The sequence below is a fragment of the Leptospira wolbachii serovar Codice str. CDC genome, assembly GCF_000332515.2.
Taxonomy (GTDB): Bacteria; Spirochaetota; Leptospiria; order Leptospirales; family Leptospiraceae; genus Leptospira_A; species Leptospira_A wolbachii.
In genome coordinates this window covers 684,140-707,031 of sequence record NZ_AOGZ02000014.1, presented here as the reverse complement: position 1 = coordinate 707,031, position 22,892 = coordinate 684,140, and the positions used below count along the sequence as shown (strand labels likewise).

General features: G+C 41.1%; 23 protein-coding genes. 5 read left to right on the top strand and 18 right to left on the bottom strand.

What is annotated here, in order from left to right:
- Positions 1-26: 26 nt before the first annotated feature.
- From rsmI to LEP1GSC195_RS08750, 13 genes are all read right to left on the bottom strand, one after another.
- Positions 27-713 carry a 16S rRNA (cytidine(1402)-2'-O)-methyltransferase gene (gene rsmI, locus LEP1GSC195_RS08810; protein ID WP_015681706.1) on the bottom strand — a complete coding sequence of 229 codons (687 nt, stop codon included), beginning with the start codon at positions 711-713 and terminating at the stop codon, positions 27-29.
- Positions 710-1,537 (bottom strand): HAD family hydrolase, encoded by an 828-nt coding sequence (locus LEP1GSC195_RS08805; protein ID WP_015681393.1) that lies wholly within the window; start codon positions 1,535-1,537, stop codon positions 710-712. Before LEP1GSC195_RS08805 ends, rsmI begins: the two co-directional genes overlap by 4 nt.
- 6 nt (positions 1,538-1,543) lie before the next feature.
- Positions 1,544-2,329, bottom strand: coding sequence for a M23 family metallopeptidase (locus tag LEP1GSC195_RS08800; protein WP_015681917.1), 786 nt, complete (start codon positions 2,327-2,329; stop codon positions 1,544-1,546).
- Between the two features lie 283 nt (positions 2,330-2,612).
- A complete protein-coding gene (locus LEP1GSC195_RS08795; RefSeq protein WP_015682685.1) occupies positions 2,613-3,854 on the bottom strand; it encodes a sterol desaturase family protein in 1,242 nt (413 codons plus the stop codon).
- Between the two features lie 18 nt (positions 3,855-3,872).
- Positions 3,873-4,751 (bottom strand): 16S rRNA (adenine(1518)-N(6)/adenine(1519)-N(6))-dimethyltransferase RsmA, encoded by an 879-nt coding sequence (rsmA, locus tag LEP1GSC195_RS08790; RefSeq protein ID WP_015680856.1) that lies wholly within the window; start codon positions 4,749-4,751, stop codon positions 3,873-3,875.
- Positions 4,705-6,534 carry a ComEC/Rec2 family competence protein gene (locus LEP1GSC195_RS08785; RefSeq protein WP_015681852.1) on the bottom strand — a complete coding sequence of 610 codons (1,830 nt, stop codon included), beginning with the start codon at positions 6,532-6,534 and terminating at the stop codon, positions 4,705-4,707. The genes rsmA and LEP1GSC195_RS08785 overlap by 47 nt, the downstream gene beginning before the upstream one ends.
- Before the next feature lie 42 nt (positions 6,535-6,576).
- On the bottom strand, positions 6,577-7,545 hold the full coding sequence (gene trpS / locus LEP1GSC195_RS08780; protein WP_015682498.1) for a tryptophan--tRNA ligase: 969 nt from the start codon (positions 7,543-7,545) through the stop codon (positions 6,577-6,579).
- The gene (locus LEP1GSC195_RS08775) at positions 7,542-9,521 is read right to left on the bottom strand and encodes a hypothetical protein (RefSeq protein ID WP_015680505.1); all 1,980 of its coding nucleotides are present in this window, start codon (positions 9,519-9,521) and stop codon (positions 7,542-7,544) included. The genes trpS and LEP1GSC195_RS08775 overlap by 4 nt, the downstream gene beginning before the upstream one ends.
- Positions 9,522-9,523: 2 nt before the next feature.
- A complete protein-coding gene (locus LEP1GSC195_RS08770) occupies positions 9,524-10,105 on the bottom strand; it encodes a LolA family protein (RefSeq protein ID WP_015681202.1) in 582 nt (193 codons plus the stop codon).
- A 23-nt stretch (positions 10,106-10,128) separates the two neighbouring features.
- Entirely contained in the window at positions 10,129-11,088 is a 960-nt protein-coding gene (locus tag LEP1GSC195_RS08765; RefSeq protein WP_015680830.1) for an electron transfer flavoprotein subunit alpha/FixB family protein, read from the bottom strand.
- A gap of 10 nt (positions 11,089-11,098) precedes the next feature.
- The gene (locus tag LEP1GSC195_RS08760; protein WP_015681523.1) at positions 11,099-11,860 is read right to left on the bottom strand and encodes an electron transfer flavoprotein subunit beta/FixA family protein; all 762 of its coding nucleotides are present in this window, start codon (positions 11,858-11,860) and stop codon (positions 11,099-11,101) included.
- Positions 11,861-11,927: 67 nt separating this feature from the next.
- Positions 11,928-12,227, bottom strand: coding sequence for an LIC10362 family protein (locus LEP1GSC195_RS08755; RefSeq protein WP_015680784.1), 300 nt, complete (start codon positions 12,225-12,227; stop codon positions 11,928-11,930).
- Positions 12,228-12,243: 16 nt separating this feature from the next.
- Positions 12,244-13,074 (bottom strand): hypothetical protein, encoded by an 831-nt coding sequence (locus LEP1GSC195_RS08750; protein WP_232227744.1) that lies wholly within the window; start codon positions 13,072-13,074, stop codon positions 12,244-12,246.
- A gap of 81 nt (positions 13,075-13,155) precedes the next feature.
- On the opposite strand from LEP1GSC195_RS08750, the gene LEP1GSC195_RS08745 reads away from it, so the two are divergent.
- Entirely contained in the window at positions 13,156-14,505 is a 1,350-nt protein-coding gene (locus tag LEP1GSC195_RS08745) for an adenylate/guanylate cyclase domain-containing protein (protein WP_015682738.1), read from the top strand.
- On the opposite strand, the gene LEP1GSC195_RS08740 is transcribed toward LEP1GSC195_RS08745, so the two are convergent.
- Positions 14,502-15,974 carry an HD-GYP domain-containing protein gene (locus tag LEP1GSC195_RS08740; protein ID WP_015682210.1) on the bottom strand — a complete coding sequence of 491 codons (1,473 nt, stop codon included), beginning with the start codon at positions 15,972-15,974 and terminating at the stop codon, positions 14,502-14,504. The two genes, LEP1GSC195_RS08745 and LEP1GSC195_RS08740, sit on opposite strands and share 4 nt — an antisense overlap.
- 372 nt (positions 15,975-16,346) lie before the next feature.
- Between LEP1GSC195_RS08740 and LEP1GSC195_RS08735 the strand changes: the two genes are divergently transcribed.
- Together LEP1GSC195_RS08735 and thrB are read left to right on the top strand one after the other, a co-directional pair.
- Entirely contained in the window at positions 16,347-17,531 is a 1,185-nt protein-coding gene (locus LEP1GSC195_RS08735; protein ID WP_015680600.1) for an acyl-CoA dehydrogenase family protein, read from the top strand.
- Positions 17,532-17,642: 111 nt separating this feature from the next.
- Complete coding sequence (thrB, locus tag LEP1GSC195_RS08730) at positions 17,643-18,596, top strand: homoserine kinase (protein ID WP_015681077.1); 954 nt, start codon at positions 17,643-17,645, stop codon at positions 18,594-18,596.
- An 8-nt stretch (positions 18,597-18,604) separates the two neighbouring features.
- Here the strand turns inward: thrB and LEP1GSC195_RS19985 are convergent, their stop codons facing one another.
- The 3 genes from LEP1GSC195_RS19985 to LEP1GSC195_RS08720 all read right to left on the bottom strand — a co-directional run bounded on the left by LEP1GSC195_RS19985 (position 18,605) and on the right by LEP1GSC195_RS08720 (position 19,541).
- Complete coding sequence (locus LEP1GSC195_RS19985) at positions 18,605-18,868, bottom strand: hypothetical protein (RefSeq protein ID WP_232227742.1); 264 nt, start codon at positions 18,866-18,868, stop codon at positions 18,605-18,607.
- Between the two features lie 185 nt (positions 18,869-19,053).
- Positions 19,054-19,221 carry a hypothetical protein gene (locus LEP1GSC195_RS19980; protein ID WP_232227741.1) on the bottom strand — a complete coding sequence of 56 codons (168 nt, stop codon included), beginning with the start codon at positions 19,219-19,221 and terminating at the stop codon, positions 19,054-19,056.
- 2 nt (positions 19,222-19,223) lie between these two features.
- Complete coding sequence (locus tag LEP1GSC195_RS08720; protein ID WP_015681873.1) at positions 19,224-19,541, bottom strand: hypothetical protein; 318 nt, start codon at positions 19,539-19,541, stop codon at positions 19,224-19,226.
- 162 nt (positions 19,542-19,703) lie between these two features.
- On the opposite strand from LEP1GSC195_RS08720, the gene LEP1GSC195_RS08715 reads away from it, so the two are divergent.
- Together LEP1GSC195_RS08715 and LEP1GSC195_RS08710 are read left to right on the top strand one after the other, a co-directional pair.
- The gene (locus LEP1GSC195_RS08715) at positions 19,704-20,753 is read left to right on the top strand and encodes a DsbA family protein (protein ID WP_015682410.1); all 1,050 of its coding nucleotides are present in this window, start codon (positions 19,704-19,706) and stop codon (positions 20,751-20,753) included.
- Between the two features lie 27 nt (positions 20,754-20,780).
- Positions 20,781-21,764: a malate dehydrogenase gene (locus LEP1GSC195_RS08710; RefSeq protein ID WP_015680985.1), complete on the top strand. Its 984-nt coding sequence runs from the start codon at positions 20,781-20,783 to the stop codon at positions 21,762-21,764.
- Positions 21,765-21,897: 133 nt separating this feature from the next.
- Here LEP1GSC195_RS08710 and LEP1GSC195_RS08705 read toward each other — a convergent pair whose 3' ends face one another.
- A complete protein-coding gene (locus tag LEP1GSC195_RS08705; RefSeq protein WP_015681589.1) occupies positions 21,898-22,752 on the bottom strand; it encodes an alpha/beta fold hydrolase in 855 nt (284 codons plus the stop codon).
- Between the last annotated feature and the right edge of the window lie 140 nt (positions 22,753-22,892).

The following is a 22,892-nucleotide window of genomic DNA, read 5'->3' as shown; positions in this document are numbered from 1 at the left end:
AATATAACAGAGGTACTGTCAACAAACTAACGTTTCGACCTTTCTTTTTTCTCTTCAATGACAAAGACAGGTGGGAGTTTTAGGCCTTGTGGGAAATTTTTGTGAACCTCTTTGGCCGAACCGCGAAAGCTCGTTTCACTTGCCATGGAGATTCCAAGGGCGAGGAAAACTTGGCGGTCTCCGGGAAGGATTTTTGCCAGGGTTTCCAGGCAGTGTTTGGCACGGTATGCTGTTTCGTAGAAGGCAATGGTAATGCCAAGACCAATGTATTGTTTCAGGCTTCGTTCTCTTTCCTTTTCCTCTCTGGGCAAAAATCCCAAAAAGAGAAAGGGAGAGGTGGCAAACCCAGAACTAGTGAGGGCTGCGATTAGGGCTGTGGGCCCAGGTGCCGAGCGAACTTCGACACCCATTTCCCAAGCGAGAGGGACAAGCCATTTGCCTGGATCTTCGAGCCCCGGGCTTCCCGAATCAGAGATGAGGCAGGTCCGTTTGGTGGTCGCCAGCTTCATTGCAATTTCATCCATATCTTTACGCGAGGAATGTTCGTTCACAAGATCAAAGGGTTTTGAGATTCCTAATTTCTTTAAAAAAGTAGAAGTAGTTCTTTGTTCTTCTCCCAGGATCCAGTCGGCTTCCTCTAACAAGGTTTTGGTGCGCGGTGGGATGTCGGCATCGTTTCCAATGGAATTGGATACTAAATAAAGTCGGTTCATCTGGGTACGGGTTGGTAAACAAAGTAGGGTTGGATATAAATCCCTTTGGCGGCACAGGCAGAGGCAAACTCTGGATTGTCTCGGTTGATAGCCACTGCCATTTGTTTGGCACGGCATAACATAGGAAAATCATTGAAGGAATCTCCGAAAGCAAGGTCTGGATATACCCCAACTCTTTCTTCGATGGCTTTTACTTTTCCTTCTCCGTAAGTATAAGGTTCAATCAGTCGGTGACTGAACTTCCCATTCTCACCTAACTCTTGTCTCATTCCAATGACCTTGGATTCTTCCACAGGAAAAAGGTGGGCAATGGCGGCAATTCCCGGTTCCGGGGATGCGGTCACAATGTACACAGTCCAATCATGATGGTTCAAATAAGCGATGAGGTCCTTCATTTCCACTTGCGGAAACACACCGGAATCACGATCGAGAATGTTCACTCTCTCCCAAGCACGGCGGGACACTTCGTAGTATTCCTGTTTGTCCATTCCTTGGAAGATAAAACTTGTCCAACGGTATCCTCTTTCGATTCCGTATTCCTTTAACTGGTAGGAATATTCTTCCCAAATCAAACGTTCTTTTTCCTCTGTATTGATTTCCGTATGGTCTTTCCAAAGTTCTTTATCACGAAAAAAATCAGATAAATCTTTTGGAACAAATTTAAGTCCATCATGGAGGAGTTCTTCCATGATTTTTTCACCAAAATCGTTGCGAATGAGGGTGTTATCAAAATCAAAACAGGCAATGCCTGGACTTTTTGGTATGATGGTTGTCAGACGGTCGTAAATTTCGTCCGTCCAACTGTTCTTTGTCAGGTTAGTCACTAATACTTAGTCTGCAAATCCGACTATGCTTGTGGCAACTCCTTCTTCGTAGGGAGTGAGAAAGTTTTCAGGATTTAAATACACATTATGAAATCGGACTTCGAAATGGACATGAGGACCCGTGGACTTTCCTGTGTTTCCAGAAAAGGCAATGATTTGTCCTTTTCTTACCTCATCCCCCGGCTTTACGAGTAACTCTTGGTTGTGTCCGTAAACAGTATGGAAGTGGTTCATGTCATGGTGGTAAATTTTGACTGCCAGACCATAGTCACCACCTCGGCCCGCTTCTTCGACCACTCCGTCGGCAGCAGCAAGGACAATGGATTTTTTAGGAATGGCGATGTCGAGACCCGTGTGCCAGGTGTTCCAACGCCTTCCGATCCGCGAAGAAATTCTAGATTTATTATTAGGAAGGACGGGCCAGATGAATTGGTCGATGGGAGACTCTACGGTTTCACGAAAGAGTTCTCTTTCTTGGAGCCCCCGCATGTATTCTGCGGAATAAGGAAAGAAAATGGAGCGTTTTAGGCGTCCCAGATCTGCTTCCTTCAGTTGGTTGATCTCCATCACCTCTTGGGCTAGGATTCCAAACTCGGAGGCCTTCTCGAGAAGGCTTTTTTTCTCAGCATTTAGGTCCACCCAGAGGCCCCATTGTTCATTGTAACGTTGGAAGACATGGTTGTCCAAAAATACGGGACCATTTTTTTGCTTTTGGTAGGCCGCATAGGCGGAATAGGTCACTACGAATAGGATTAAGACCAGAATGATATAGTAACTACGGTTTCGCTTCATCTCATTTTGCCTCATAAACTATGGTGCAATGCCAAATTCTCACGGTCACCCGTCCGGTCAAGGCGAACGGTCTGGAAATCCGCCCCAAACATGGCATTTATGTGACATAACACTGAGACTGGTTTTCAGGTCATCCGTTTTTCTTTCAGGAAATTGATTAGAGAACGAGGTTTAGTTGAGGGTAAATGGATTTCTGACGGTCAGATTCCAGCCGATAGGAATCAATCCTTTCTACCAGAAGAGATTCTGGTAGAAAGTTGGTGTTCCTTTGTGAGATCTAGGTTCAAACGGCTTGGGCTTTTTGGCCATTCGTTCGGTAGAGGTAGATTCCTGCCACAAGCAGGCAAACAATACCAATGGCATAGTAGGCCCAACCCACATCAAAGTAGGCAATTACGAGAAAACCAAAGAGTAAACGTCCAATTTCCATCGCCCCCGCCCAAGATTTTCCTTCAATGAGGGCGTTGATCGCCACAAGGGAGAAAGTCACCCAAATAGTCACAAGCACTTGAGACAGAAAAGAAAATTTGGCCACAAAGAGAAGGAAGGAAAAGGACAAAAGAAGAACCAAAACAAACCAAGTGGTGGTATAGGTTCTCACCTCTGGTTGTGGTTTGGGATCATATTTATGGAAAGTCTCAGGACGCACTTCCGGAATGGGTAAAAATCCCGCAGGTTTTGTTCCTTCTCTGGGATACCAACCCGGTGGTTTGAAAAAGACCCGAATTTTATCTAAGAAATAGGGCGCACTTGCTGCTTGTTTCAAAAGTTCCCAATAATAATGGACGTTGGCATAAACTGGATTAAAACTTTTGAGTGGTTTGACTGTTCCATAAACACAAGGTTCTGTTTCTTCCCTGAAAGTTCCAAACATCCGATCAAAGAGGATAAAGATTCCACCATGGTTTTTATCAATGTAGATGGGATTGATTGCATGGTGGACTCGGTGGTGGGAAGGAGTAGAGAGAATGTATTCTCCAATCTTTCCAATTTTACCCACGGCTTTTGTATGCACCCAAAATTGGTAGATGAGGTTCAATTGTCCACTGGCCAGATACATCCAAGGATGGAACCCGATGAGGGCCAAAGGAACGTAGAAAATCCAGGTAACGATTCCACCAAGTCCGGTTTGTCTAAGGGCCACAACTAAGTTGTATTCTTCACTGTGGTGGTGGATGACATGTCCTGCCCAGAGAATGTTCACTTCGTGAGCTAAACGATGGGACCAGTAATAACAGAAGTCTTGACCCACAATGCAAAGGATCCAAGCCCAAGGGTTTGTCATGGCAAATTCAAAAAAACGAAAGTGCTCATAAATATAGAAGTATGCAAAGAGTCCGATTCCCTTTTGGAAGAGTCCCCAAATTTGCGAAACAATTCCTGTGCTTAGGTCCGCAATGGAATCATTCAACCGGTAGAGGGCTTTGTTTTTACGGTAACCAATGTAGACTTCGATCCCAATCAGGAGGAAGAATACAGGGATGGCATAAGTGACAATGGGCGGAGGTGTAAAATTCTCGAACATGGCGGAGTAAATTTGACATCATTTTGACAAATAGTCAAGTAAATGTTGACCCAGGGTCAGAAATTGTTCTCGGTTCAATTCTTCCGGCCTTGCCGTGGGAGGAACCCCCGCCGATTGGATGGCTTTCCCTAACGCTTCCCTAAAGTCTGGATCTTCGGAAAACGGAGATTCTCTGAGACTTACTTGGATTTGTTTTCGTTTTCCCCAAAATAACGTGCGAAGCATTCGCGACCAGAGCTCCACATCCCTGTCGGTTGTGAGTTTCCACTGGTTCTGTTTTGTTTCTTTTTTGGGACTGAGTAGGATGAGGGCGGAATGGATTTTGGGAATGGGAAAAAAACAGTTTTTATGGACGGTTTTTAAATACTTCACTTCACAAAATGCAGAAAGAAAAACAGATAACGAAGAGGTTTCTTTCACTAGGCGTTCGGCAAATTCCTTTTGTACCATAAAAATCCCACCCTGGAAATGGCGGCAGTGGATGACAAGGGTGTTTATGATTTCTGTAGTTAGGTGGTAAGGTAAATTTCCAAATACAAATACTTTTTCATTATAGATATAGAATAGATTTTCTAAAGCATCTCCTTCAAAGAGTACGGCTTTTGGAAACTTAGGTAAAATTTCTTCTTTGGTTAATTGGATGTAAGCGTTGTCGATTTCAAAAAGATATGTTTTTTTGTCTAGACTGAGGACAGGGTAGGTTAGAGTTCCAAGACCTATCCCAATTTCAGCAAGGACAGTTGACTTGTCATTTAGCAGTGGTTCAGTGGAGTTAACGATAAAATTGACTATGTTTTGGTCGATGAGGAAGTTTTGCCCAAATTTCTTTTGCGCTCGAATGCCTTTGGCTTCAAAGAAGGTTTGTATATTGGAGATGGTCGCGTATGGGGATTTCAAAAGTTTCCTCAACGAGTATCATTTTCCAGGCAGTAGAAATCCCAAGTAGTTTTTGGTATTGGATCCATTCTTTCGCTTCCTTTTTTTTCCAAGGTGGAAAGTCCAAAAGAAGGACTCCCTTCCATTTGGGGTCGGTCCTGGACTTGTCTGCCAGTTTTGTTTGTTTTAAAAACCGTCCCACCTCCTTCGGATTTCCATCAAACCGGATAATGGAAAATAATGGATTCATCCCTGCCCCAAGGATTTCTGTTTCCTTTGGTTTTATGGGAAGTTGGAACTTGGAAATCCACTCTAGGGACTTCTTTGTCCCATGCCAGAAAACATCTGTTATTTGGTATTTGTTCATTGAGGCTAAAATTCCTCGGAGACAGGATTCTGATTCAAAGGAAATGAATTTTGGGGGAGGGAGGCCTGCTGTGGGTTCTGTTAATCCTTTGGAATAACAAGTTCCAAAAATATACAAATGGTCTCCGTGCCGAATGGAAAGATTTCCTTTTCTGAGTTTTGTTTGAAGTGCGGGGATGTGGATCGTCGGGAAAAAATAAGAAACAATCAAAAAGATAGTGGGTAAAAGGTAGAGAGGGGTTTTGACTAAGGGAAATTTTAAGAAACGAAGTTTGGGATAAAGTGCGAACCCAATGGTAAGGAGGGTCGAAATAAAACAAAGAGCCATGGGAATAGTAGCCCAAGTTTTATACCCTCTACCAAAAGTTGCCAATGTATGAAATAGTTTTAAGAAGATAGACAATTCGAAAGAGGCAGGAACCCAAATCCAAGACGAAAGTTGGTCCACAAAAAACTCTGGAAGGATGGACTGGAGAAAGAAACTAAGATAAAGTGTGGGAAGAAGAATCCCCGCCATAGGAACCAAAAGAAAATTGATCCAGATCCCTCCAAAAGAAAAAGATCGGAAGTAATAAACTAAAATAGGAAAAGTGCTAAGAGAACAAGCAAGTGTTAAGTGGAGATTCTCTTTGAAAATGGATTTGGATTTTGGCAGAAGGATTTGGTCAAAACTTGGTTTTAGGAAAAAAATTCCAAACACAGCACCAAAGGATAATAGAAATCCAATGCTCAAAAAATCATGAAAAAGAAAAAATGCAATACATGCGCTAGAGATCGCAAGTAAATCGGCCGGCCCAATCTTTCTATAAAACAACGATGCCACAAGGGATAAAAATACAAAGAGGTAAGCTCGTAAAAAAGAAACAGGAAAGTCCAATGCCGCCAAATAGAGAAAACCAACACCTAACGAAAGGATGAGGGAGATCCATTTTCTTTTTCGGAAACAAAGGTTTCCTAAAAATTGTAAGGAACCGATAAAAATTCCTAAATGAAGCCCAGAGGCAGCAAACAGATGAAGGATCCCTGATTCTTTTGCAATATCTTTGAAACTTCCTGGAATTTCCTTTGTGGAGCCCGTCACAAAACCCATCACAATCCTTGATTCAAACTTGGTAAGAGGAGATTCTTTTAGTTGGGTTTCTAAGTAAGAGCGAAAGAGAGGATGGATGATTTTCTGGCGTGGGCCTGAATGCACGTTGGCAAATATTAAAAATAAAATCGATGCTAAGAGAGAAAGGTAAACCCTCTTGTCAAGGTTACGAGGAAAGGTTTTAGGTAGGATGGTGTATAGAATGAGAAGTATGAGGAAGAAAAAAATGAGTGTCGAATGAAACCCGGGAACTTTCATTCCTAGTTTTAAAAGAAAGGCTGTCCCACAAATTCCCAAACAAAACCAACTAAAATCGGCTCTAGGAAGAAGATAGATCTCCTGTTTCATACAGGAATAGGTGGGAAATAGTGAACTTTGGTTCTTTAGAAATTAAAAAGGATAGATCCCTAAGGTTTTTCTTACTTCTTCTAGTTTTGATTGTGCCACGGATTTTGCTTTTTCTTTTCCTTCTTTTAGAACTTGGTGCACATAATCTAAGTTTTGTGTGAGTTCTTCGCGTTTGTTTCGGTAAGGTGCAAAATGACTGAGGATGGAATCCAAAAGATCTTTTTTTAGATCTCCATATCCGGACCCACCTTGTTTGTATTTTTCCATTTGTGCTGATTTTTCTGCGGGTGTTAGGAAGAGTGAGTGGATTTGGAAGATAACAGATGTTTCTGGGTCTTTGGGTTCTTCCACTGCTTTGGAATCACTGACTATTGACATCACTTTCTTTTTAATCTCTTTTTCCGTTCCAAAGAAGTCGATTGTGTTTTTGTAAGACTTGGACATCTTTGCACCATCCACTCCTGGGACAGTGGCCGTGTTTTCATCGATATCTGGTTCAGGGATTGTCAAGGTTTGCCCAAATTGCGCATTGAATTTTTCGGCAATGTCTCGAGCAAATTCGAGATGTTGTTTTTGGTCCTTCCCTACAGGAACTTTTTCAGCAGAAAAAAGTAAAATGTCACTGGCCATAAGTACCGGATAAGTAAAAAGTCCAGCGCCTGGAACAAATCCTTTGGCTACTTTGTCTTTAAAAGAATGAGCCAATTGTAATTGGGATACCGTAATGGATTGTGATAAATACCATGTGAGTTCTGTGACTTCAGGAACATCGCTTTGTACCCAAAACACAGATTTATTTGGATTTACACCTAGTGCGAGTAAGTCGATCGCACATTCCAAAGTAAAATCTCTCAATTCTTCTTTAGATCGGAATGTTGTGAGAGCATGTAGGTTGGCAATAAAAAGAAATAAGTCTTCTGTGGATTGATAATCCAAGATTTTTTTGATCGCAGAAAAATAATTACCTAAGTGAAGTTTTCCAGAGGGTTGCAAGCCAGTAAGGACTCTCATGTTTCTCCTTCTGTTTCAGAAAGATCTATAGGTTCAGAACTTTCTTGGTTCTCGGAAGATTCTGAACTTCCAACGTTACTGCCTGCTTCTTTGTGGAAGCTGGAGTAAGTGAGTCTTTCATATTCTTTATTTAATTTGATCAGTTCTTGTTCGATTTTGCGGTGAGCAGTTAGTTTTGATGTTGTTGTCGGATCTTTGAAAATCACCGCATAATTATACAGATATTTGGTGAATTGGATAAAAACATCCTCTACTTTCATCCCATTGATTCTTTCTTTCGCCACTACATACTTATCAAAATGAGGAATGAATCTTTGTGCGATTTTGACTTCTTCGATGACTTTGTCTTTTGTGGATGCAATTTTATCATTTGTTTTCCCTTTAGACTCGGTAACTTTTGCCATCAAATGGTTTTCCACAATGATATTGAGTTTACCTGCAAAACTTCCAAAAAACTCGGAAGCTTCGAGTAAGGCCTGAACTATGGTTCCCGCAATCTGGTCATTGGCCGCATTACCGGTGCTATAGTCCATTCCATACTGTTGGAAACTATATTGGAAACTGGGGAATTTTTTATTAAAATTGTCAATGGTTCGAACGAGGGAATTCAATTGGTCAATTTCATTTCGAAAAAGTCCCGGTTGGACGAGAAGGAGTTCTTGATTTTGATTTTTATCACCAAGACGAATATAACCTTCGATTAAGTTAATGTATACGGTTTGTAAATCACGGAGTAACAAGTATACAAGTCTATGTGGTTGTGATTTATAACTGTTTTTTACCGTTTGGCTTTTTGCCGATTCTGGCATGTGGTGTGCCATAAAATCATCTACGACAACATTCAAAAAATCAAAGCTGATTTTTCCTTTGTTATCAATAGAGAAATAACGAGATCTAAGATTTTGTAACTCTTCCATTTTGAAGGAACGAGTGTTGATATCGTCGGAGAGTTTGGCAACAGTGATCTCAACTTCCTTTTGGATTTCTCGCGCTGCCTGGAATTTATGTTCTTGGATGATGGGCACTCGTAGGTCAGCAACAATCTCAGGCCAAGTGAACATTTTTTTCTTTGCTACAATATAAAATGCGGTGATTGCTTCAGATAACTTGGGTTTTGTGTTCTCGAGGTTTAATGCGTAACCAACACCTTCCATAATTTTACTCAGTTTCGGTGTGAGTTTATCATCCATTTTTACAATGTCAGGAAGATTGGATAGGATGATGTCACTTGCGTCGTTTCTTTGGAGAAACCTTACATAAAACATCTGCATCTTTAGGGAACGTTCCAAAAAGATATCAGCAGAAATTTTGTCCAAAATGAGTGCATCTAAAGAGGCGAAGGCATTGAAGAACTTATTAAAGTTATTTATGATATTGTAAACCAGTGGAGTCCAAATCCTCCAACCTTGTTGTTCGGAAACACGAAGGGCTTGGATGGTAGGAATGAGAACATCTTCTTTCATCCCACGAAAAAGTTTTTCCACATTGTTGGAGATGGTGGGGTTTCGACCAAAAAGGCCAATGTCTATCGTTCCCGTATCTCTTCCGTATTTGCTGATAGAGTTATTTACACTACCCGCACCACCACCAAAAAGACCAGCAAGCAGTCCGCCACCTTGTCTTGGTTCGATGACTCTTTTTTTTGCCGGGTTCTGCTTTTGTTTAGCACTATCGATTGTGACTAAATCACTCGAACGTTTTGGTTTTGGATCCGGTGTTGGGCTTGCGTATGGTTTTGCATTTTCTCTGCGAGGTTGTTCTCTTTCGGGAAGTCCACGATCACGGCCATCTTCTTTTTTAGGTTTGTTTTTGGCTTCATAATCCTCATCTACTTTACGGATGAGATCAATTCGGATAAAGACGTCGTTTGATTTTAAAATGGCTTCATCGATCAGTTGTTGGTGTTCCGGCGTACGTGTTTTACGATACAAATCGGCAAATACGCGGTGTGCTTCTGTACGAGAGACCGGAGTCACAATTACTCCTTTTGGTTGAGAGGGTTCTCAACAATTTGTGAGCTTGTGGGAGGTTGGAAGTTGAAGAGTCCAGTTCCGAGACCAATATTTGTAGCAATGCCAGAGAAAGCCACTTCAGTAATTTCTTCATCGGAACGTTTCATTTTGAGTACACGAGGGAGGTCGTTATCGGAAACAACCAAGATAATTTCATTATACCTCTTGGTATTAGAAGTAAGACGAAAAGTTCTGCCACTTACTGACACATTTTCGTAACCAGACAAAAGTCCACCTAGACCCCCGGAAACACCTCGTAAATCCTGTTTTCCTGCAATGGATGAGTCTGGATTATAAAACCACAAAATTCGACCGTTGGAGGATATGATCCTTCCGTCACTGAAGCGAACATGGAGTTGGTTTGGGCTTTTGAAAGAAACGACACCGGTGAGTCCACCATTGATGGTAACAGAGGCGCGAAAACTTTCGAGAGAATTCATTTTGCCGATGACGGCGCTTAGACGATCTCTTCCTTCCTCTGCCCAAAGGAAACCCGTTTGGACAAAGAAAAGAACAACGATCGTAAATTTTGGAAGTAAGTTCCTCAAAGGACGAAGGTTCGTATTGGGAATTAACCCAATACTTTTTTGAACTCAGAAGTAAGTGCAGGCACTACTTCAAAAAGGTCAGCTACTACACCGTAAGTCGCTACTTTGAAAATAGGAGCGTCTCCATCTTTGTTGATGGCAACGATGTATTTAGAAGATCCCATACCCGCTAAGTGTTGGATGGCTCCAGAGATACCGCAAGCAATGTAACAGTTAGGGGAGACAGTTTTACCTGTTTGTCCTACTTGGTGGGAGTGAGAAATCCATCCTGCATCTACAGTCGCACGGGAAGCACCAAGTGCTGCTCCGAGTGTGTCTGCTAGGTCTTGGATGATAGGCCAGTTTTCTGGTCCTTTGATTCCGCGTCCGCCAGATACAATGATAGAAGCATCAGCAAGTTGTACTTTGTTTCCACCAGAAAGATCTTTAGAAAGAGACTTAGTTCTTACTTCACCAGCGGAAGCACCAGATTTTTCAACAGCACCCGCTCCATCTTTTGGAGTTACTTCTTGGGAGTTTGCACGTACTGTAAAGATTTGGATGTCAGAAGTTACTTTGAAATTTGCATACGCTTTTCCAGAGTAAATCGGTTTCTTCGCTACCACTTTGCCACCGTCAACAGAAAGACCCACTGCATCAGCAACGATACCAGCATTTGCCTTGATCGCTACTCTCGCGGAGTATTCTTTTCCTTGTGCAGAGTGTGGAATCAATACCACTGCTGGTTTTTTCTCTTGGATGATTGCAAAAATTCCATTTGCATAACCTTCTGGAGAAAATTCACCAAGGTTTGCACCGATGACTGTATCAGCACCAACCGCTTTCAAATCGGAAGCAAACGCATCTACGTTGTCAGTAATGATTACTGTATGAACTTTTCCACCAATGGAGTCCGCAATTTTGCGACCTGCAGAGGTAAGTTCTTTTGAGATTTTTTTAAGTTCGCCGTTTTTTAATTCACCAACTACTAAAACATCAGCCATGTTCGTCTCCTTAGATGACCTTCGCTTCTTCGCGAAGAGCTTTTACAAGTTGAGATGCAAAACCTTGTGCATCTGCCGCTTCCAGTTTTCGACCAGCGATACGTGGAGGAGGTGGTTCAAGAGATACTACTTCGAGTTTAGATCCTGTTGCTCCGAGTTCTTCCGGTTTTTTAACATCTACCGGTTTTTTCTTCGCAGACATGATACCTTTTAAACTTGGGTATCTTGGTTCATTCAAACCTTTTTGAGCAGTTACTGCTAGAGGAGCAGAAGTTTCTACAACTTCAGTTCCACCTTCGATTTCTCTTGTTGCAGTTACTTTGTTTCCGTCAAACTCAAGTTTGAGGGCCATAGCTACGTGAGGAACATTCAATCTCTCTGCAATTTGAACAACAACTTGTGAGCTGTCAGTGTCGATTGATTGACGACCACCGATGACTACATCTGCGTTTTCTGCTTTGATGAGATTTGCTAGAAGTTCGGAAGTGTATGTAGAATCAAAAGTTACATAGTCATCCACTTTTACATGAACGGCTCTGTCCACACCCATTGCGTAAGCAGTGCGAAGAGCTTCGACTGCACGGTCTGGACCGAGGGACACTGCGATGACTTCTCCACCGCTTTTTTCACGAATTCTGATTCCCTCTTCGATTGCAAATTCATCATAAGGAGAGATGATCCATTTTACGCCAGCTTCGTTGATCGATTTGTCACCGACCTTGATATTGGTTTCCGTGTCCGGAACCTGCTTTACTAGAACAACAATTTTCATTCCTTAACCCCGTTATCGTGGATTACCTAAGACCAGAAAACGAGAGGGAAGTCATAAGGGAAGTACATTATTCTCTCCAGAACGTGTATTTACTCCAATTGTAGGCCCAAATGATCCAAACGATGACAACCACGACGTTTGCATCCGTCCGGAGGTAAAAGGAAAATCCCAAGGTCAGAGGGAGGAGGAGGAAGAGGGCAAAACCGATAAGGAGGACCAAATACGGAGTGGATTTCCAGTCTTTAGAGGCCGCTTGGATTTGCAAAAGGATATTTAGGTTAGGGTTTGGCACTAATTTTCGAAATCGGAAAGAGTAGAGGAAGGCAAAAAGGAAAAGTGCAAACAAATGTACGATGAGTAACCACATAAACCCACCCTAATTTTTAAGGAAGTAGGGAGAAGAAAAAAATGATCTGGGGTAGGAACATCGGAAGGTAGGAAAGTTCGCAAAGGGACTTGAATCCGATACCTTTCTCTTTTTGCAAACTACAAACACCGAGCCAGAAATAAGAGATTCCCATCCCGATAAGAAATCCACCCGAGTGGTTTTGAAAAATCCAAGCCCAAAGGAGGAAAGAAGTCCCAATTCCCAAAAGCCAATGCACAAAGGTTTTTATCGTTTTTGGTTTCCCGTATTGGATTAAGGTAAAGGTTCTTTGCTGCTCGTCAAACTCGCGGTCTGTATTGTAGGTGAGAAGGACATTGGCAAATACGTGGAGAAAAAAAATCCAAACTATTGGGTCAGAACCACCAAACAAAGAAAAGGGGAGAAGCACTCCCAGAGTATAAAATCCTGATACCAAAATTTCTTTGGGGATAGGGGAAAGTTTCGTCACAATTAAAACAAAAAATAAAACAAAGGAAAGTAAATAGGGAAGGTGATTCCAAAGAAAAGAGAATTCAAAAGAGATTCCAATGAATAGGGAAACAAAGGAAGATAAAATTAGGGAACTAACAATGGCAAAGCGGAATCGTAAATAGAAGGCTCCTCTTTCGGAGAGAGGTTCTTTTTCTCTTTTTGCGTCCCATAAATGATCGGCTAAGTAGAGGGCCCAAACGGAACTTAAATAAAAGAGAAACAGTGTGGGGCGGATTTTTTCGTTTAGATACAGGGAAAAAAAAGAAAGGTTGGCGGAAAGGGAGAGGAGCACATCCAAAGCTAGAAAGGAACTTAGTTTTCCGAATCGTAAAAAAAATCCTTTTTGGAACATCATTCATTGAAACATTAAGGATTCTTAATTGGCAAAAAGAAAATTCCCTTGCCAGTAAAACTTTCCATGATGGAATGTTGGCCTATGTTCCACTCTATTGTTCAGGCCATTCGATCTGTGTATTGTATCCGAGACCAGTTCCCTCGGTATATGTCGGAGCTTTTATTCCAAGAAGAACAAATGGGGGCATTATTTGCCGTCCGATTTCGGTATGTGATTGGTTTGGCCTTAGCTGCCAGTGCGGTAGCCAATTTGAGTAATACAGATTCTTTGTCGGGTTTTTTAATCAATTTTGTTGCCCTAGGGTTTTACTTTCTCAATACATTCCTTCATGCTCAAATTTTAAAAAAAAGTAAGGGCCATTGGAAAACAAAATATGATTATATTAGTTTATTCATAGATAACCTTCTTGTCACCATCACTATTATCAGTTGGTATCTTTTGAAGGGGGAAGGAAATCCCAACTTTCTTGTCAAATCTCCCTTGGTTGTGTTCTATCTTCTTCCATTGTCTCTTAGTTTGTTCCAATACAGATTTTCTCTTGCGAACTTTTCTTTTGTTTGTTTTTTAATTAGTTATTACGGATTCATTATTTTTGCATTAATGGATTCGCAGGCAATCAGTGGTTTGGATTGGTATCGTTATGTTTTAGGAGACCAAATCATTATGGCAGATGCACTGGTTACCAAACCAGCCATTTATCTTACGTTAGTTTTTGCTGTCTCTTATGCAATTTTTCGAAGTCTTCGAATGTTATTGAAATTTGCGGCAGCGGAATCTCAAAAGACTACTTTATCTCGTTATTTTTCCCCTGATTTAGTTTCTGAAATTGTTTCTGAACCAGAAGTCATCGGCAAGGGTAAAAGACAGAAGGTAACAGTTCTATTTAGCGACATCCGAGGGTTCACTCAGTTTTCGGAACCGATGGATCCAGAAGAACTCTCCATTTTTTTAACAGAGTTTCGTCGGCGTATGGTACGAGCGATTTTTAAATATAAAGGAAGTTTGGATAAATTCATCGGGGATGCGGTGATGGCAACTTTTGGAACTCCTTCACCTTCTGAAACAGAAGGGGAAGATACAAAAAATGCCGTTCTTGCCGCAAATTCCATGTTAGATGAACTTATGCAGTGGAACAAAGAACGAATCGCAGAAGGTTTAAGTGAGATTAAAATCGGAATTGGGATTCACACGGGGGAAGTGTTTTGTGGGAGCATTGGTTCGGAAGAAAGGATGGAATACACTGTCATTGGCGATACAGTCAACACTGCTTCACGGATTGAGTCGGCCTGTAAAGATCTGAGTGTATCTTTTTTAATTTCGGAAGCAGTTTGGTTAGAAATAGGTTCTCCCACCGGTTGGGATAAAAAGGAATTTGTAGCTCTATCCGGGAGAGAGCAAAAAATCCATCTTTATTCGCCAAACGTGGCTTAAGAGGCCATATTGATTTTGTAAACCGCTTCGTGAAGGGCCGGGTTTAATTCTGGGTCTATGATATAAATGACGCGGGTGGTACCCGCTTGCAAAGCCAAATCCATAATGGCTTTTCTGCGATCAATTTTGATGCTGTGTAAATCAAAGTCTGCAATTTTGAATTTGTTTCCTTTTTGGAACACTGGGTTGATGCTACAAATTCTTTGGAGTTTGGGGCGTGTTTGGTAACGGCCGACATCGAGAACAATACAGATATCAAAATGGGCTCGTCTTTCAGAATCCACAGAAGCGGTAATCACAAAATCACCAAAGTTGACAATGTTTTCGTTATTAGTAAGAGAACTTCCCACATAGTCGAGGAGATGTCTGATATTTTTATTGCTATAAGAGAAAAATGAATCATTCAAAATCATTTTTAATGCGGTGGATGATTTGAATGCAGGTCTCCAGGGTTGGTTGGACGTAAGCGATGCGTATTCACTGGCAAGTGAGAGTATAGCGATATCTTCTTCAAAACTAGAAGATGTGACATTGTTTTCTTGTAAGTGGAGTTGGAGTTCGATATCTTGGGTGATTCTTTCTTTACCTACTTCTTTATTATACTTGTCACGGACAGACATAAGTTTCGTAAAAAGTGATCTTGGATCTGGAAAGTTATTGTTCACTCCATTGCCACGATAAGGTCTGTGGTGGTTTAAAATCAGTGTGCGTACGTGAGAATCAATTTCTGGGGCAGGTAGGGTCATCAAATAACTGATGATAGGGTGTTGTTGGACTACTGCATATTCTTCTTTTGTGAGTTTGGGATTGTTTTTGATATCAAGCCGGGAATACCCCACGTCTGCCAAATAACTTGCCATCATAAGACTTAGATGATCTTTTTTATTCGATTCTTCTTTCCCTTCATTCACAATTTTTTTTGTGCGAACCTTCATTCCCATGGCAACTACTGTGCGTTTGGTCATCAGTTCCGATTCTACGGAAACGCCAGCAACACCAAGGATTTCTAAAATATTAAAGATACCAAGTTCGTAGTCAGGATTACTTGTGAAGTCAGTGAGAAGTTCGTTTACTGAGTTTTGGACAAAGACGGCTTGGTCAGAAGAGAAGGATGTTTTGCGTAAATCTTCAATGAGAGCCTGGGATTGTTTGGCGAAACGAGATGTTTTTTCCTGATCAAATAGTTTAGTGGTCCGACCTGGTTCTAAAAAGGCACTTTCAGCACCATTGGGTTTGGTTTTTCGAAGCTCCGAGATCAGGAAGTAAACACCTTGCATCTCAAACTTAAGAAGTTTACCGAAATCGGCTTCTGAAGGGTTCCTTTTTTTATGAATGAGGATTTGCCCATCTTTATTGTAGAGATCGAGAGGAATGTTTTTGTTTTTGCGAAAACTATTTAAAGACTCTTCAGTTAACTCAAATTTGGCGAGCTTTTCTCTTGGTACTATGTTTGTATCGTTAGTGCTCATTCTAATTTTGGTTTATAAGACGAAAGATATTCCTGATATTATGGTGAAGTTTGTATAGAATCAATAAATTGTAAATCGATTCCTTAAAATCATTATTACTTTTTGTTACATAGGAATTTCCTCATAGGATAATCACTAGTTATAAGTAGTTGTTCTATTGGTCCGTGTAGTTTTTGTTTTATCTTTAAGTAAGTTGTGTCAATGCAGATAAGGCAAAATAACTCTCGTTAGCGTATCTATAAAAGTTCCCACTATTGTTTGCCACTTTAAATGAAAAACTGTTCGTTTTTGTAGCGATTTCAATTGAGAGAATGTAATGAGTGCTGGTTTTTTCGTTTACAGGCTGAGTAAAAGTACGAAAAAATTATCTCCATGAGTACGCTTTCGACAAAAAAATCATCACTAGATCTATTCAATCCTACAGAAGACCATCTGGCACTTAGAGAGTCTGTGGCATCTTTTGCGGAAAGGGAGATGGACGAACAAGCAAAGGAAAATGACGAAAAAGAAACATTCAATACCATGCTTTTCAAACGGTTGGGTTCCGAACTTGGAATTTTTGGGATTACAGTACCGGAAGCCGATGGTGGGCATGGACTTGATCCACTTGCCGCAGTCATTATCCATGAAGAGATGTCTCGGTTTGATCCAGGTTTTACTCTTTCTTATTTGGCCCACGAAGTCCTTTTTGTGAATAATTTTTTCTATAGCTCCAACCCTTCACAGAGAGTCCGTTATTTGAGTAAGGTCATTACTGGCGAATGGATTGGTGGAATGGGGATGACTGAACCTGGTGCCGGAACGGATGTTCTTGGAATGACAACTCATGCTGTCAAAAAGGGAGATCGTTATGTCATCAACGGTGTAAAACAATATATCACGAACGGATCCATCGGACAAGTTTTTGTTCTCTATACTAAGCTGGAAAAAAATGGGAAAAAAATGACCTCTTTTGTGATCGAGTCGTCTTACAAGGGTTTTTCGGTCGGGAAAAAAGAAGAGAAGATGGGGATGCGTTCTTCACCTACCACCCAACTAGTTTTTGAAGATATGGAAGTTCCAGAAGAAAATTTACTCGGTATCGAGAATGGTGCGGTCACTCACATGATGCGGAATTTAGAAATAGAACGTGTGACTCTTGCAGCCCAGTCTTTAGGCATTGCTCGTCGTTGTATCGATATCATGTGTGATTATACTATCCGTCACAGGGAAGCCTTTGGTAAAAAACTGATGGAGTTTGGTCAAATCCAAAGGATGGTTGCCGAGTCTTATGCTGATTACCAAGCTGCCAGAGCTCTTGTTTATCATGTGGCCAGTGAACTTGGACCTGATGTAAGAAACTCTCTGGGTGCAGCTTCCGCAAAACTGGTTGCGACCCAAATGGCGGAGCGAGTCTCAAGAAATGCCATCCAAGTTTTAGGTGGGTATGGGTATTGCCGAGAATATCCTGTGGAACGGTTGCATAGAGATGCCATCTTACTCAGTATTGGTGGCGGAACGAACGAAGCCATGCAAAAGAACATTGCTAGTGATTTGAAAAAACTTTGGTCCGAATAAAGAGCAAAGATCCCTTCCGGTCTTCTAGGTAGACTTACAGATTTGGGGAACAATTCTTAGAAAGAAAGAGAGGTTGATTTTGGAAACCGTTCTTAGAGCCTGGGCGAAACGATGATTCGCCTTCCTAAGATTTTTATCCAAGTGCCAGGAACTTCCGCCAACTTGGGGCCTGGTTTTGACCTTATGGGTCTTGCTCTCGATCTTCGTAATGAATTTGAATTTAGTTTTTCAAAAGAAATTACTGAATCAAAAACAGAATTAAAAAACGGCAAACCCTTGCCGTTTTCTGAAAAAGAAGATCTGGTTTATCAGTCTTATCTTTCCTATTTCGAAAAGTTTTTACCTAGCAGAACTGCACCTCCTTACCATTGCAAAATGAGTTTATCCTTACCCTTAAAAGGGGGACTTGGTTCTAGTGCATCTGCCATTGTTGCGGGCCTCTCTTTGGCAAGGGAAGTTCACAAAAGATTGGAACCAACCACAGTACCAACAGAGCCAACATTTACTCAGTATTTAGCGGAATTTGAAGGCCATCCTGATAATACTTTGCCGGCTTATCTAGGTGGATTTGTTTTCGCCTATTCTACGTTTGGTGAAAAGCTGAGATATTTCCGTAAAAAATTTCCTTCTTCTGTTGCTATTTTTGTTCTAACACCAGAGTTTCATGTTTCAACTGAGGAATCAAGGAAAGCACTTCCGAAAACCTACGCAACAGCCGATGTCATTTTTAATTTATCTCGCATTGGTGCTTGGATGCATTTTTTAGACAAACGTAAGTTTGGTGATTTACTCGTTGGTTTAGAAGATAAAATGCACACTCCCTACAGAATTCCGAAGTCTTCGCCTTTGTATCCGTTAGCGGATCGTTTTAAACAAGCAGGGATTGGGTATTGTTTGTCTGGTTCTGGTCCAAGTTTACTTGTATTTTTGGAAAGGAAGTCAGTGAAAACCAAACAAACGGAATTGGAAAAGATGGTATCTCAAGTGATGGGCGCAGCAAACATTGCATATACATTCAAACGTGTCAAACCCGATGGACTCGGAGTTCGCATCCAAACAAAATAGTTTCTTGTTTAATCTTCTTCGGCCCCTTCTTCTTTTCCAAATCCATATACATCTCCACGAAATCTTGCCTTCCTGTTGATCCCCGGATGGATTTTTCCCACTTCAAATGTAAATTTCATTCGTTCCTTTCCTGACCTATTAAAATAAAAGGAGGAGGTGAGAGAGACTTCGATATAGTTTACCATCCGTTCTTTGGCAATTTTATCGGAGATGCGAAATTCGGCAGGGTGGCCAATGACTTCATAGGATTCGAAGGTTTCTTTAGATTCCATCTTTCCGTAATGTTCCATCCGCGGTGGTTTGTAGAAAGTGGGTCCGTTCTTTAAAACAGTAATGGTATAATCTTCACTATCACGACTTTTTTTGAATTGGAAGATAAGATGGTCTTCCGAGATCGCATTACACCGGGTTGCCAGTTGCCCAGTTTTACATCCAATTTGAAAGGTGGCAAACCGGCTTATTTGTCGCCCGTTTGAACGGGGATGAACCGATCGGATTCTTTCCTTGAGATGACAGGATGGATGAATTGATTGTATACAACAAGTCCTAGTCCCAAAACGGAAATGGTCAATACTCCGCTAAGAACTAGGATAAAGCTGTCAAGAATGGCAATGCTAAGGAACAAACTTACCTTTTGGTATCTACCTTATGACTTTTGGGGGAAGGTAGGGGAGTTCGTGTCACGAGAGAAAGTAAGTCTTTCACTTCTTCGGGTGAAATGATTTGGTTTAGTTTTTCTTCCAGAGAAGCAGGAGTTGGTTTTAATACCAAATCTTCCGGCTTTAACTTTGCCTCTCTTTCCGCTTCTACCTTTTTTGTTGCCCGCAGATTTTGCGACTTTTCGAAAAGCGAATCATTACCTTCCTCCGATTGTTTCCCAGTTTGGGTTGGTATCGTGGGGGGGACCGAAACGTGCGAGTTTCCTTGAATGTTAATTGTGTTCATTTTTCCCAAACCTCCGTGTTCAGGATCAGCTCTTTGAGAAAAAATATCCTTTTCCCTCCCTCAGATTTTCGGATATTTCGAGGTAGGCTTTAGCGAAAATCGATATTTTTTTTCAGATTTTTCCGTTTGATTGCTCGCTTTATGGCCGGGAAGCTGGCAGGGATGGAAAATATTTTTAAAAAGTGGATGGAAAACCCCATCTCCAAAATCGTCCTTGCGACTAACCTCGTTTTCGCCCTTCTCTTTATTGTCAGTATTCCTTCCTTTGTTCGGGAATACATTACCCAAGATGCAGTGAGTATCGGTGGAAAAAAATATGACTTGAGTGATGTGAAAGAAACTTCTCCCATTGCCTATTCTAAATTCCAATCGGAATACAAGGCACTTATCAAAAACACGCTTGGTGAATTTGCTCAAGACAAACTATTTGAACTCATTGCCAAAGACAAAAACATAAAACCATCCGAAGTATTGACCCAAGGATTTACTCCTAGAGAACCATCAGAAGAAGATATTATGAATGTCTATGTGTCCAACAAAGACCAATTAGGTGGAAAATCTTTAAATGAGACGAAGGACAAAATTATTGGATTTTTAAAAAACCAACAAGAACAAGAACATAGCCGCAATGTTTACCGCGACATCGTTACAAAATACCCTGTTGAGTTTTTGATCAAAGAAGCAGAAGCAGTAAGAGTTACTGTGGAGGAAAAAAATAACCCTTCCATTGGCCCTAAAGATGCAAAAATCACCATTGTAGAATTCTCTGATTTTGAGTGTCCTTTCTGTAAAAGAAGCCAAGATGTGAATCAAAAACTTCGTGAAAAATACAAAGGCCAAATCCGTTGGGTTTTCCGTGACTTTCCGCTTCCTTTCCACCAAGATGCAATGTATGCCCACATGGCTGCTAATTGCACTATTTCGGAAGGAAAGTATTGGGATGTGTTTAATATACTTTTTGAAAACAGCGGGAACTTAGCAAAAGCGAATGTAGATGCACTCATCGTAAAAGCAGGAATGCCCAAAGACAAATACCAAGCTTGTATGAAAAATGCAAGTAATCTAAAAGCAGAAATTGATGCGGACATTCAAGATGGGCAAAAAGTGGGTGTGAGTGGAACTCCAGCATTCTTTATCAATGGAATTTTCATTTCGGGAGCATTGCCTTTCGAAAACTTTGATGAGATCATCCAAAAAGAACTAAAACAATAATAGATTATAAATTTAAAGGAAAATTATATGAGCAAAAAAGTAAAAGTTGCTGTTACTGGTGCTGCCGGACAAATCGGATACGCACTACTATTTCGTATCGCTTCAGGACAAATGTTTGGACCTGACACTGCAGTGGAACTCCAATTATTGGAATTAGAACAAGCCCTTCCTGCTGCTAAAGGTGTCATTATGGAATTGGACGACTGTGCTTTCCCTCTTTTGGAAAAAGTATCTGTTTCTTCTAACATTGATGAGGCGTTTCGTGACATTAACTGGGCACTTCTTGTTGGTTCTGTTCCGAGAAAAGCAGGAATGGAAAGAGGGGATCTTCTAAAAATCAATGGTGGAATTTTTACAACACAAGGAAAAGCAATCGAGAAGAATGCTGCAAGCGACGTAAGAGTTCTCGTTGTTGGTAACCCATGTAATACAAATGCACTCATTGCAATGAACAATGCAAAAGGTGTTCCGTCTGACAGATGGTTTGCGATGACTGGTCTTGATGAAAACCGTGCTAAAACACAACTTGCCCAAAAAGCGGGAGTTCTTGTAAAAGATGTTTCCAATGTAGCCATTTGGGGAAACCATTCTGCCACTCAATACCCTGACTTTTACAATGCAAAAATCAAAGGAAAAGTAGCCACTGATGTGATCTCTGACCACGACTGGTTAAAGGGTGATTTCATCTCTACCGTTCAAAAAAGAGGAGCAGCCATCATCGCTGCACGCGGGGCATCTTCTGCGGCTTCTGCAGCAAATGCGGTAGTGGACACAGTGCATAACATTGTGACTCCTACAAAAGCGGGTGACTGGTTCAGTGCCGCTTGCCATTCCAATGGTGAGTATGGTGTGGACAAAGGACTAATCTTTGGATACCCACTGAAGTCTGATGGCAAAAAAGTAGAGATCGTAACTGGTCTTGAAATCAATGCTTTCGGTAAGGAAAAATTTGATATCACTCACAATGAGTTAAAAGAAGAAAGAAACGAAGTCAAAGACATGCTTGGTTAATTTCTGATCTACAACGATTTGTTGGAAGGACCCGCTAACCGAAAAGGTGGCGGGTTTTTTTATGTGGCTGGGTTGATTTAGCAGCGGATCCAGATGGATATTTGATTAGCTAATGACTAGACACAATAGGCTATTACCTCCTATCTGAACTCGACATCGCTTCTAAAAACCTTTCCGGTCTTTCTAAAAAAGGTAAGTGGCTACATTCTTCCAAAACTGTCATTTTGATTTTCGGAAACCCACTTAAGATTGGTTCCCAAGTGAAATAGGGTGCCACTTGGAAGTCTTCTTTGCCCATACAAATCCAAACAGGAACAGAAACATTTCTAAAGTATTCGGAAACATCAATGTCTCGAAACACTTCTCCAAAAAGATAATCAAATGCAAGTTTGTTTGTGTGAATTCCTTTCCAAAATTCTCTAGACGGAAAAGGAATTTTGTAAAAACCTTTGGCCTCCAAACTCACACAGTAGTGTATAAAAAAATCTTCCGGTGATGTTTCTATATTTTTTTGGAACTGAACCTGGTTTTGAGCATGAGCCGCCTTACGCAAGTCAGATGCTTCTTTTTGGAAATATACTTCTGCTTCGGACATGTGACTCCCATGGCTCGGACCCGTGGAGACCATACAAAGTTTCGATACCAAGTTTGGAAATTCGGCCGCATAAGCAAGAGCCATATACCCATGGCCCGAATGTCCGATTACGGGACAGACTGGTATTTTTAATTCTGTTTGGACGAAAGCAAAATCATCTAATAATTTCTCTAAGGAATAATCTTCCCGAGTTTCCTTTTGCGGATTGGTTCGTTTCGCAAACCCTCTGTGGTCCACGATAGTGATTTGGTAATTTTCCGCCATTTCCCTGGGGATGACTCGGGGATAATACAAGGCACTTCCGATCCAAAATAGAGGAGGGCCCTCTATGTTGTTTTTTGCCACTTGGAGGGCAAATCCCTCTCTTTCGATTGTTTGGTATGTCCAACTCATAATAAACCTCTTGGAACCTCGGATTAAAAATACATGTAGTTGTAATATGCAACTATATGGTTGCGCTTTGCAACTAAAAAAGACTTGATGGGCTCAAATAAAAGTATGTTAGTGGAATTGTGAAAGGGCTTTCTACGTAT

What these genes read in the sequence shown, in the direction of transcription:
- rsmI (WP_015681706.1), bottom strand. Translation starts at nt 713, where the DNA reads ATGAACCGACTTTATTTAGTATCCAATTCCATTGGAAACGATGCCGAC.
- LEP1GSC195_RS08800 (WP_015681917.1), bottom strand. Translation starts at nt 2,329, where the DNA reads ATGAAGCGAAACCGTAGTTACTATATCATTCTGGTCTTAATCCTATTC.
- LEP1GSC195_RS08795 (WP_015682685.1), bottom strand. Translation starts at nt 3,854, where the DNA reads ATGTTCGAGAATTTTACACCTCCGCCCATTGTCACTTATGCCATCCCT.
- LEP1GSC195_RS08785 (WP_015681852.1), bottom strand. Translation starts at nt 6,534, where the DNA reads ATGAAACAGGAGATCTATCTTCTTCCTAGAGCCGATTTTAGTTGGTTT.
- trpS (WP_015682498.1), bottom strand. Translation starts at nt 7,545, where the DNA reads ATGAGAGTCCTTACTGGCTTGCAACCCTCTGGAAAACTTCACTTAGGT.
- LEP1GSC195_RS08765 (WP_015680830.1), bottom strand. Translation starts at nt 11,088, where the DNA reads ATGGCTGATGTTTTAGTAGTTGGTGAATTAAAAAACGGCGAACTTAAA.
- LEP1GSC195_RS08760 (WP_015681523.1), bottom strand. Translation starts at nt 11,860, where the DNA reads ATGAAAATTGTTGTTCTAGTAAAGCAGGTTCCGGACACGGAAACCAAT.
- LEP1GSC195_RS08755 (WP_015680784.1), bottom strand. Translation starts at nt 12,227, where the DNA reads ATGTGGTTACTCATCGTACATTTGTTTGCACTTTTCCTTTTTGCCTTC.
- LEP1GSC195_RS08750 (WP_232227744.1), bottom strand. Translation starts at nt 13,074, where the DNA reads ATGATGTTCCAAAAAGGATTTTTTTTACGATTCGGAAAACTAAGTTCC.
- LEP1GSC195_RS08745 (WP_015682738.1), top strand. Translation starts at nt 13,156, where the DNA reads ATGTTCCACTCTATTGTTCAGGCCATTCGATCTGTGTATTGTATCCGA.
- LEP1GSC195_RS08740 (WP_015682210.1), bottom strand. Translation starts at nt 15,974, where the DNA reads ATGAGCACTAACGATACAAACATAGTACCAAGAGAAAAGCTCGCCAAA.
- LEP1GSC195_RS08735 (WP_015680600.1), top strand. Translation starts at nt 16,347, where the DNA reads ATGAGTACGCTTTCGACAAAAAAATCATCACTAGATCTATTCAATCCT.
- thrB (WP_015681077.1), top strand. Translation starts at nt 17,643, where the DNA reads ATGATTCGCCTTCCTAAGATTTTTATCCAAGTGCCAGGAACTTCCGCC.
- LEP1GSC195_RS19985 (WP_232227742.1), bottom strand. Translation starts at nt 18,868, where the DNA reads ATGGAATCTAAAGAAACCTTCGAATCCTATGAAGTCATTGGCCACCCT.
- LEP1GSC195_RS08720 (WP_015681873.1), bottom strand. Translation starts at nt 19,541, where the DNA reads ATGAACACAATTAACATTCAAGGAAACTCGCACGTTTCGGTCCCCCCC.
- LEP1GSC195_RS08715 (WP_015682410.1), top strand. Translation starts at nt 19,704, where the DNA reads ATGGAAAATATTTTTAAAAAGTGGATGGAAAACCCCATCTCCAAAATC.
- LEP1GSC195_RS08710 (WP_015680985.1), top strand. Translation starts at nt 20,781, where the DNA reads ATGAGCAAAAAAGTAAAAGTTGCTGTTACTGGTGCTGCCGGACAAATC.
- LEP1GSC195_RS08705 (WP_015681589.1), bottom strand. Translation starts at nt 22,752, where the DNA reads ATGAGTTGGACATACCAAACAATCGAAAGAGAGGGATTTGCCCTCCAA.